The following is a 10,555-nucleotide window of genomic DNA, read 5'->3' as shown; positions in this document are numbered from 1 at the left end:
TATTGAGCATGAGCTTGAAGATGCGAGCCCAGACGAAAGATATGAAGGCAGACTCAAAAAAAGCAAGCCTATATTGGATGAGTTTTACAAATGGCTCAAGCAGCAAAGACCTCGAATTACACCTAAGAGTGCCACTGGTAAAGCTGTTAATTATTGTTTGAACCAATGGGATAAGCTTAATAATTACTTACTTGATGGTAGACTTTATTGCGATAATAACATTTCGGAACGGAGTATAAAAGGATTTGTTATATCACGTAAAAACTTCCTGTTTTGCAATACTCCAAGCGGAGCTACCTCAAGTGCAATGATTTACAGTATTATTGAAACTTCCAGAGCAAATAATCTTAAGCCTTTTGAATATCTGACTTATTTGCTGGAAACGCTTCCAAATGTAGATGTCAAAGATCAGAGTGTGCTGGATTCCTTAATGCCTTGGTCGGATGATTTGCCTGAATCCTGCAGACTTAATAATAAGATTTTACAACAGAAGGAGTAGTAATTGTAGACGGGTTGTATTTTACGCTTACACCCAAACAAAAATAGGACACTTATATATCCATGTCCTATTCTTTATTCAATCCTTTAATTTAAATCTTTTAAAAAAACTTCAGTTAACACTCGGAACTGTGATTTTAAAATCAGTGTCATACTCGCTAAATAGTAACTTAACTTTCATTTCGAATTCTTCATCTTCAACTTCATTATACAAATAATCTAAGTTTCCCTCAATATACATATTTATACTGCGTAATAAACTTGAACTTTTATCAAGAATTATCTCAACATTAAACTTTTCCAGTTTCAAGTCATATTGATATACACCCTCATCAAATTTAAAAGGCGCTCTATGCAGAGCCTTATGTATAAGTTCATCTATGTACACATCTCCAGACAAAACAATTACCTCGGGGGTATTACCTTGCTTCTGCACCAAGCCAGCACAAAGTAAATCACTAACTGCTAAATCATCCAGGAAAGTGTTTTGATTATATTGACTGAGGTAATCTGTACCGCTGACCTCGTCTTTTATCCAACCCATCATGCTTTGCTTAAAAATTTCATTATCTTTAAAGAACATCTCCATATGATACTGCGCTGCAAGATCATTCCAACTAAGCAATTGATGAATTGCCTTGTTTTCCCTATCAACCTGGGCTTGTATTTTCCAGAGACTATTCTCTCCCGAATCTGTATTTTTAAATGTTACATCGTGATCCATAACATACTTGTACTTTTGTATTTCGCTAATTGAATTATTTATTTTCTCCAAAGTAGCTTTAACCTGTTCATAACCCTGTTCATTCTTTATCAGGACAGACTTGGTTGATTCATCCCAAACCACTTTATTTCCTAGAGCTTGAGCAATAAATCTTACCGGAATGTATACTCTATTGTTTTTCGAATTAATAATCGGAGCAACATCCATGACAACCTCCAAATCACCAACATGCGCAGACTTATCATTAGCTTTTAAGCATATTTTCTGACTGCCATATATAACAGTAACACTTTTTTGGACACCATTCCAAATAATGTGCTCCTCATCATCCGGTACGCCAAGATTAGTTAATACCTCTCTAAAGGGAAGCATTGTCCTGCCGTTCAAAATTATAGGCACACCGCTGAAACTAACTGTCTTTCCATTAATTATTACATTTAAGTCGGTTATCTCTACATTATCTGATGCATAAGCAAACAAATTGAAAAAGGCTAAAACACCTATTAAAACAGCAATAAATAAACCTATTTTCTCTTTTGCCATAACACGTACACCCTCCCTTTATGAATTTGAGGTCCTGAATTTGGCAACTATATTGTATCACAGGATTAATGTGGAAAAATAAACTAACAATTAACTTTCTATTAAATTTTATATAATTATTTCTTAACAGTTACTCATAGAAAGGCCATACAAAAAAGGAAGTATGCCTCCTCCACTTCAAAGTAGTTTCACAATACTTCCTTTTCCAAATTTCGCGCGTAGTATTTACTTACAAGTAAAAGCTCCGGAGCATTGAACCACTTCGCTTTTGCTTTTTAAATATCACTCCAGGAGGCTAACCTACTAAGCTCTGCAAACTTTTACCTTGGCTACCCTCTTCTCATCAACCTTCGCAACCTTGAAAACAAGACCATTAAATTCAATGCTCGGGCTATCATCTTTATCGGGTATTCTACCCAACTGTCCAATTACAAAACCACTCAATGTATCATAATCTTCAGTCGGAAGATCCACATCCAGATAATCCCTAACGGTAACTAAACTTGTAGTACCATTTATAATAAATGTGTTTTCGTCTAATTTATCAATATCTTTCTCAATCTCATCATCTTCGTCAAATATATTTCCAACTATCTCTTCAATTAAATCTTCCAAAGAAACTATACCAGCCGTTCCTCCATATTCATCAATTATAACCGCGATATGAGTGCTATTGCGCTGGAGTTCCTTAAACAGCTCATCCGTTCTTTTAGAAGCAGGAACAAAATATGGTTTCCTTACAAGATTCTTTAAGTCAAATTTTTCTTTATCACCATCTTCAGTCAAATACTTAATAAGATATTTCGAATGCATTATACCTACTATGTTATCAATACTGTCTTCATAAACCGGTATCCTTGAGTATTTTTCTAGATTTATAAAATCAATTACCTCATCAAGGCTTGCATCAACCGGTAAAGCTGCAATCTCAGTTCTGTGTGTCATTATTTCTGAAACAATCTTATTATTAAACTCAAAGATGTTATTGATCATCTCTTTCTCTGTTTCATCAATGGCTCCTCTTTCTTCCCCAACATCCACCATCATTCGAATTTCCTCTTCTGTAACATTTTCATCATCCTTAGTCGGATCAACCCCAAACAATCTTACAATAGTGTTTGTGGATAATGTAAGAAACTTTACAAATGGTGAAGTAACAATCGACAAAAAATTTAAGGGAGTTGCAACAAGCATAGCAATCGGTTCAGCCTTCTTCATTGCTAGTCTTTTAGGTGCCAATTCTCCAAAAACAAGCGAAAAATATGATAATAATATAGTAATCAGTATCATAGAAACACTATCAAGCACGCCCTCAGGAATAGGCACTCCTGTAAGCTGTATCAACTTAACCAGTCTTCCTGAAAATTTATCTGCCGCAAACGCACTTGCAAAAAAACCGGCAAGGGTTATCCCTATTTGGATAGTTGCAAGAAACCTGCTTGGCTCGTCTACAAGTTTTTTTAGTAAAATGGCCTTCTTATTCCCTTCCTCAGCCATCAACTTTAATTTATTATCATTTATTGAAATCAAAGCAATCTCAGATCCAGCAAAAAACGCATTCAGCACTATGAGCAAAATTAAAACCAGTATTTCGGTAAACAAATTTTTTCATCCTCCATTAATTAATGTTACAAATAAAAAAAGGCATAATTCCCCTATATTCCAGGATTTTAAGGCCTTCTGTAAAAATTAGCTTTTAACCGATTTTTTACTTTTAATAATGATCTACATAGCGCCCTACTACATCGTATATCTTCCGGAATATCATCCATTCCACTATCACCCCCAAATTTACTTCACTTTATTATAACATAATATATTATATATCATTCTAAGCTGTCAAGAATAACTGACAAACCATATCAGCTTTTATATAATCTTTAATCCTTCGCTCTTTCGCTACCTTGATATTTCCATATATTCCGCAGCCTTCTACAAATACGCCTAGGATTTTTCAAAGCAAACGACCTTAAATTAAAGGTATCGTTGCTGCATTAAAGTTCTTTGCTATTGCATCAGAATCCCGTCCCATAAGCAAGTCACCTTCATCAGGTGACTTGCATTTGATATCCGTTTTACTTGCTCTACATCTCATCCTACCTAGGACTTGATCTATTTAAGAGCCTCTACTTGATTGCATTTTTCATACTCTTCACATATTCAACCACATGAGGTATACAATTCGTTCCATACTGTGCAATAATCTTTACAATTGCGCTTCCAACAATTACACCATCATAAATTTTGCTCATTGCAGCTGCCTGTTCAGGTGTTGATATACCAAAACCAATTGCACATGGTATGTCTTTTACTTCTTTTGCAAGTTTTATCATTTCCCCAACATTACTTCCAACATCTTTCCTCACACCAGTCACTCCCATAGACGAAACACAGTAAAGGAAACCTTCCGCTTCACTAGCTATCATGCGTATGCGGTCATTGGATGTTGGCGCAATCATGGATATAAAAGTAACATTGTATTTTGAGCAAAAAGGAATAAGCTCATCCCTTTCGTCATATGGAACATCCGGTACAATAACTGCATCAACCCCAACCTCTTGACAATTTTTCATGAATTTTTCAGTACCATAAGTAAAGATTGGATTCACATAGGTCATAAAAGCTATTGGTATATTGCATACTTTACGTATATTTCTCATCATGTCAAATATTTTATCGGTGGTTGTTCCAGCTTCAAGTGCACGGTAATCTGCCTCCTGAATTATCGGTCCTTCTGCGACCGGATCAGAAAACGGTATACCTATTTCTATCAAATCGGCACCAGCCTCAGCCATCTTAAGCACCAACTGTTCAGTTATTTCGAGTGACGGATCTCCTGCCGTAACAAATGGAATAAAAGCTTTGCCGTGGTTAAAAGCCTGTTCTAGCTTATTCATATATTTGCACCCCCCTGTAACGTGCTATAGCCGCAACGTCTTTATCTCCTCTTCCTGACAGACAGATTACAATAATTTGATCTTTACCCATAGCAGGTGCAATTTTTCTTGCATGTGCAACGGCATGTGAACTCTCTATTGCCGGAATAATTCCCTCACAGCGTGAAAGATATTCAAAGGCCGCCACTGCTTCATCATCCGTAACCGGAACATATTCAGCCCTGCCAATATCATGCAGGTTGGCATGTTCAGGACCTACACCCGGGTAATCAAGTCCGGCTGAAATAGAATAAACCGGTGCAATCTGACCGTACTCGTCCTGACAGAAATAGGACTTCATACCATGGAAAATACCCACTGTACCTGTTGTAATTGTTGCTGCAGTCTTGTCGGTATCAGCACCGCGTCCAGCTGCTTCACATCCAATTAGCCGGACGCTTTTATCTCCTATAAAATCATAAAACAATCCCATCGCATTACTGCCGCCACCCACACAAGCCAATACTGCATCAGGCAGTCTTCCTTCCTTGACTAACATCTGCTGTTTTACTTCACGTCCGATTATACTTTGGAAATCACGTACAATTGTCGGAAACGGGTGAGGTCCCATTACAGAACCAAGCACATAATGGGTGTCAGTAATGCGCTGCGTCCACTCACGCATTGTCTCATTCACTGCATCCTTCAACGTTTGAGTACCACTTGTAACTGCATGTACTTTTGCACCTAGAAGTTCCATACGGAAAACATTTAACGCCTGACGTTCAGTGTCTTCCTTACCCATAAATATCTCGCATTCCAATCCCATCAGAGCTGCAGCTGTAGCAGTAGCAACACCATGTTGACCTGCACCGGTCTCCGCAATAACGCGTGTTTTACCCATACGTTTTGCAAGAAGTACCTGGCCTAATACGTTGTTGATTTTGTGTGAACCTGTGTGATTCAAGTCCTCTCTTTTAAGATAAATCTTTGCACCGCCCAAGTCTTTAGTCATTTTCTCTGCGTAATAAAGCAATGATGGACGCCCTGCATAATTGTTCAGCAGTTCATTTAACTCTGCTACAAATTCAGGGTCATTTTTAAATCGGTTATAAGCCTCTTCCAGCTCTATTACAGCATTCATCAATGTCTCTGGAATGTATTGACCGCCATGTATTCCAAATCTTCCTCTTGACATGTTCATCCTCCTCACTTTCATATACTACTAATCAAATCACTTACTCTTCAAAGCATTTGTCGACAATTCTTTAAAAATAAAAATCTTGAAGGCATTTAGCCTCACTCGATTTTAGAACATTAAAAAAAGCCTTCATCCCTATACTAGGGACAAAAGACTTAACTTCTGCGGTACCACCCAAATTGACGATAAATCGTCCACTCAATCTGTATACTAACATATACACCCTTATGATAACGGGCAGGATTCCCGTAAGCGCCTACTATTTATAAATTCGGGGCTTCCCTCACAAGTCCATTCAGAATAATCTTTGTAACCACATTTTCAGCATCTAGTGGCTCTCTTATACAAGTAACTATTCTTACTCTTCTTGATCACAGGTTTAATATATTACCTAAATTATAGCACCGCCAATTTTTATTGTCAATATGAGTAAAATGCAAAACTACGGTAAAATTCCTTTAACATTTAGTTTCTTTAGCCGATACACATTAAGTAATCAATCAAAACCTTATTGAATAAAATATTAACGTATGTGCAAAATTATTGTAGAAGTTATAAATATAGTAACTATATAACGAACACTATAGTTAAATCTATATATTTGATAAATATTTTGCATTGTTATAAAATAATATAAAATACATAATTTTCAAGGAGGTCGACTTGTATGTTTGACATCTCTACTCAAGCGGTTCAAATCGTATCAATTGTAATCTCCGTCCTATCTCTTGGTGTTGCAGCCTGGCTGTACAAATGGGTAAAATCACAACCTTCATCTAATGCCCGCATTGCTGAAATCGGCAAATATATCCAGCAAGGGGCAAATACATTTTTAAAGCGTGAATACCTTATTTTGGCACGTTTCACAGGAATTGCAGCTATATTGATTCTGATTTTACTGCCAAAACCAATTTGGACTACAGGTAATATATCCGAAAATGTTTTTATGGCTATTTCATATATTTTCGGTACAGTTTTATCGGCTCTTGCAGGAAAAATTGGTATTCAAGTTGCCACAATCGCAAACATTAAAGCTGCAGAAGCTGCTACCAAGGGCGTTAAACCATCTTTTATGGCAGGTTTCCGTGGCGGCGCAGTAATGGGTATGGCTGTTGTCGGCAGCAGTCTTCTTGGTGTTACTCTTGTATTAATGCTTATAGGTGATGCCAGTGCCGTTCTCGGTTTTAGTTTTGGTGCGAGTTCTTTGGCACTATTTGCTAAAGCAGGTGGCGGTATTTTTACAAAGACTGCCGATATAAGTGCCGACCTGGTAGGTAAGGTAGAACTCGGCATGGAAGAAGACGACCCAAGAAATCCTGCAGTTATTGCCGATAATGTTGGTGATAACGTTGGTGACGTTGCAGGAATGGGTGCAGACCTATTTGACTCTAATGTTGCTTCAATGTCCGCTGCGTTAGTTATGGCTACTACATTAGGCGGACTGACAGGAAAAAACGTCATTATGGTTTTCGTCTATGCAGCTATTGGTCTTTTATCTTCAATCATAGGTGTTGCTACAGCCCGTATTGGGGAAAAAGGTGATCCAAGCAGAGCTCTTAATAGTTCAACTTATGTAACCACAGGTATATACGCTGTGTTAACAGCTTTAGCTACATACTTATTTGGCCTTGAATGGCGTATTTGGGGCGCTACGGCCATTGGACTTATAGTTGGTACTATAATTGGTATTACTTCAGACTATTTCACAAATGACACCAAGCCAATTGTTCATGCAGTTGCCGATGCTTCCAAATCAGGCCCTGCGTTTACTATACTTTCAGGTTTTTCTTATGGTTTATTAAGTGCGCTTCCCTCATTAGTGGGTATAGCAGTTACTGCTTTGCTGGCATATAATATTTGTGATCCATTAGGCACAGGCTATGGTATGTTTGGTATTTCAATGTCGGCACTCGGTATGCTTTCCATAGTTGGAATGATCATATCAAACGATGCTTACGGGCCTATTGTTGACAATGCTCGAGGTCTTGCAGAAATGGGTGGGTTAGGAGAAAAGGTTATTGCTATCACTGACGACTTGGATTCGGCCGGCAACACCGTTAAAGCCGTTACAAAGGGCTTTGCAATCAGTGCAGCAGGTCTCACAGTTATCGCACTTTTAGGTGCATTCATGAGTGAAGTAAATACTGCCGCAAAGGAATTAGGTATCCAAGGCGTTGCCAACTTCGATATTATGAATCCAACGGTATTCTTCGGACTTATTATCGGTATTTCAATTCCTGCAGTATTCTCAGCCATGCTAATGCTGGGTGTAAACAAAAATGCGCAGAGAATGGTTGCTGAAATCCATCGCCAGTGGGAAACAATTCCTGGCCTAAAAGAAGGAAAAAAGGATGTCAAACCCGACTATGACAAATGTATAGACATTGCAACTACCGGTTCTCTTCAAGAGCTTATACCGGCAGGAGTTATTGCTATCCTCTCGACTATAGTAGTTGGCTTTATTGGTGGTGTTTCAGCTATTGGCGGTTTCCTTACCGGTAACATTGCATCAGGTCTTTTACTTGCTTTACTGATGTCTAATGCAGGCGGACTCTGGGATAATTCCAAAAAGTATGTTGAAGCCGGCAACTGCGGCGGTAAAGGTTCACCAGCTCATAAAGCTGCTGTCGTTGGAGATACAGTCGGTGATCCTTTCAAGGATACTGCCGGACCTTCTCTCAACACGCAAATTACAGTTGTATCACTGGTTTCTTCTCTTCTGTCAACATTGTTCCTTCTGTACTCTATCTTCTAGATATTACTTTTTAAGGAAAACTGAACTTTATAAAAAAGCAGCCACTCCTTCAAAAAGGGGCAGCTGTTTTTTATTGCAATTCTCTATGTTTCATAAATGTGGTGCTGTTATAGCCTTAGCTCTTGCATACAAGGGAAGAAGAAAAGATATTAAGTTTATGTAAAAACAAATTATATACTTATACTTGCGATCCAAAAATAGCAACATCCTGATTATACAATGTGAATATACCATTGCTCCATTTTAAAGAATTCTGCACATAACCTATGGCATCGGCATTATATCTTCCGGCTATTTTTTGATAAGCTAATAATTCATATACTCCATTTGAATCAAAATCTATCGGATACAAACCACTAATAGGGTTTACAAACCCCTCAATTGGCTCCTTTAGTTTGCCGTTACTATCGTATATTTCATTTAAATAATCCGCTCCCTTATAGGATAGGTCTATAATGTATTTCTGTTTATTTAATCTGCTGATAAATTCGACCCTGTAATTATCCTTATAATTAACATCATATTGAAACTGCTCGTTATATACATTAAAGTCAAACAGCAATCGTAGTATATTGCTAATATATGAGTAAATATAGTAAAACATTGTTCCACCGCTGCCCCCCGAGGCAATACCAATCAGTATATCCTCTACACCATCACCCGTAAAGTCACCCAAAAACAGTGAAGGATCATATCCTGCATTTTCTTTTAGTGGTGTAGCTGCAGTTATATGGGTCTTTCCATCTTGTATTACAAGTGTTATATTTTGAGCAAACGGACTGTCGGGTGTTTTTGTACCCGTTAAATAAACATTATCAGGCACTTTATCACCGTTCACATCACCCCGTGCATAAGCTAGTATAACATCTGCCCTGTAATTAATATTATACATATCGGCTCCCCTTTCATAATGAGCTTTTGTATAATATCATATGCATTATATCTGGTAGATGTTAAGGAATGCTGAAAATATAACATAACAACTTGCAAATATCTATTAATCAATTCTGGCAAAGTAATCACTCAGCTTTTCAGGTCCTGCCAATTCACTCCTATCCGCAAACAATACCCCGTCATTTTTTGTCTTAATACTCCATTCGACAAGAGTAATATTCCCATCTTCAATCTCAATTCCCGTTATTCCGTATGGATGTACACAACTGCCATCATTAAAATAAGGTACCTCACCTACTTTGGGAAACGTTGGCCTATGAGTGTGTCCGGCAATAATCATATGATTTTTTCTTTGTATCCAATTAATCAATTTGTTTTCTACCAATGCTTTTCTATTATAATTTTTTGCTGCACTGGTTGGGTCATTTACTCCTAATAATTCAAGCGGTCTCCAAAGATATCTAACTAAAAATCTGTTTAGCCACCACATTCTATCGTCCAGAAAATTTACCTGATGCCCATGCACCAGAAAAATCTCTTTTCCAGTGACTTTATGTTTTAAAACCAACCCCTCATGAAACTTTATATTTTCAAACAATGAGACATTCTTTATATCACGCTCATCAAAATACTGATATTCACTACCACCAGCAAACCCCTTGTTTTTCTTTACTATGTCATGGTTTCCATAAATAAAATAACCCCTGTCTTCAATAATAAATTTTGAAAGCAGCGAAAAAACATCCCTGTGCTGGCGCATTATCTCGCCAGGCTCTTTATTTTCCCAAAGTTCATCCCCATCTCCCAGCTCAATATATATGTAATTTCTATTATGATAATAGGTTAAGGCAGCATAATAAAGGTTTTGATTTTTACAGAAACTATCAGCCCAACTTCCGTCACCTCTATGGCAATCACTCATTAAGATTATTCTAGACGAATCATCAAACGCAATACGTTCTGAAGTCTCAAATATTTTAGATAACCTCATAAATTCATACATCTTAAAGCCCTCAAGGTCCACTTACATCTGCCTTCTTATGGCAAATATCTGTACATGTCTT

At 37.5% G+C, this 10,555-nt stretch carries 9 protein-coding genes and 1 other annotated feature; of the genes, 2 read left to right on the top strand and 7 right to left on the bottom strand.

Going from position 1 to position 10,555, the window contains the following annotated elements:
- The coding region (locus ACECE_RS28555) for an IS66 family transposase (RefSeq protein WP_040428826.1) at positions 1-499 on the top strand (499 nt) is incomplete at its 5' end.
- A 111-nt stretch (positions 500-610) separates the two neighbouring features.
- Here ACECE_RS28555 and ACECE_RS0221860 read toward each other — a convergent pair.
- From ACECE_RS0221860 to trpB, 5 genes are all read right to left on the bottom strand, one after another.
- Positions 611-1,765: a stalk domain-containing protein gene (locus ACECE_RS0221860; protein ID WP_010251094.1), complete on the bottom strand. Its 1,155-nt coding sequence runs from the start codon at positions 1,763-1,765 to the stop codon at positions 611-613.
- Positions 1,766-2,068: 303 nt separating this feature from the next.
- Entirely contained in the window at positions 2,069-3,367 is a 1,299-nt protein-coding gene (locus ACECE_RS0221855; RefSeq protein WP_010251092.1) for a hemolysin family protein, read from the bottom strand.
- A 367-nt stretch (positions 3,368-3,734) separates the two neighbouring features.
- The gene (locus tag ACECE_RS32140) at positions 3,735-3,860 is read right to left on the bottom strand and encodes a hypothetical protein (RefSeq protein WP_268871031.1); all 126 of its coding nucleotides are present in this window, start codon (positions 3,858-3,860) and stop codon (positions 3,735-3,737) included.
- A 31-nt stretch (positions 3,861-3,891) separates the two neighbouring features.
- Positions 3,892-4,662, bottom strand: coding sequence for a tryptophan synthase subunit alpha (gene trpA / locus ACECE_RS0221845; RefSeq protein ID WP_010251090.1), 771 nt, complete (start codon positions 4,660-4,662; stop codon positions 3,892-3,894).
- Positions 4,655-5,839, bottom strand: coding sequence for a tryptophan synthase subunit beta (gene trpB, locus ACECE_RS0221840; RefSeq protein ID WP_010251088.1), 1,185 nt, complete (start codon positions 5,837-5,839; stop codon positions 4,655-4,657). Before trpB ends, trpA begins: the two co-directional genes overlap by 8 nt.
- Before the next feature lie 142 nt (positions 5,840-5,981).
- Positions 5,982-6,226 (bottom strand) — a binding site (T-box leader).
- Positions 6,227-6,509: 283 nt separating this feature from the next.
- Between trpB and ACECE_RS0221835 the strand changes: the two genes are divergently transcribed.
- On the top strand, positions 6,510-8,597 hold the full coding sequence (locus ACECE_RS0221835; protein WP_010251086.1) for a sodium-translocating pyrophosphatase: 2,088 nt from the start codon (positions 6,510-6,512) through the stop codon (positions 8,595-8,597).
- 178 nt (positions 8,598-8,775) lie between these two features.
- Here the strand turns inward: ACECE_RS0221835 and ACECE_RS0221830 are convergent, their stop codons facing one another.
- Complete coding sequence (locus tag ACECE_RS0221830; RefSeq protein ID WP_010251085.1) at positions 8,776-9,489, bottom strand: hypothetical protein; 714 nt, start codon at positions 9,487-9,489, stop codon at positions 8,776-8,778.
- 105 nt (positions 9,490-9,594) lie between these two features.
- Positions 9,595-10,494: a metallophosphoesterase gene (locus tag ACECE_RS0221825; RefSeq protein ID WP_026073960.1), complete on the bottom strand. Its 900-nt coding sequence runs from the start codon at positions 10,492-10,494 to the stop codon at positions 9,595-9,597.
- Positions 10,495-10,555 lie beyond the last annotated feature (61 nt).

This window comes from Acetivibrio cellulolyticus CD2, from assembly GCF_000179595.2.
GTDB lineage: Bacteria > Bacillota > Clostridia > Acetivibrionales > Acetivibrionaceae > Acetivibrio > Acetivibrio cellulolyticus.
The sequence above is the reverse complement of the archived record's forward strand: the minus strand, read 5'-3'. Positions and strand labels throughout refer to the sequence as shown.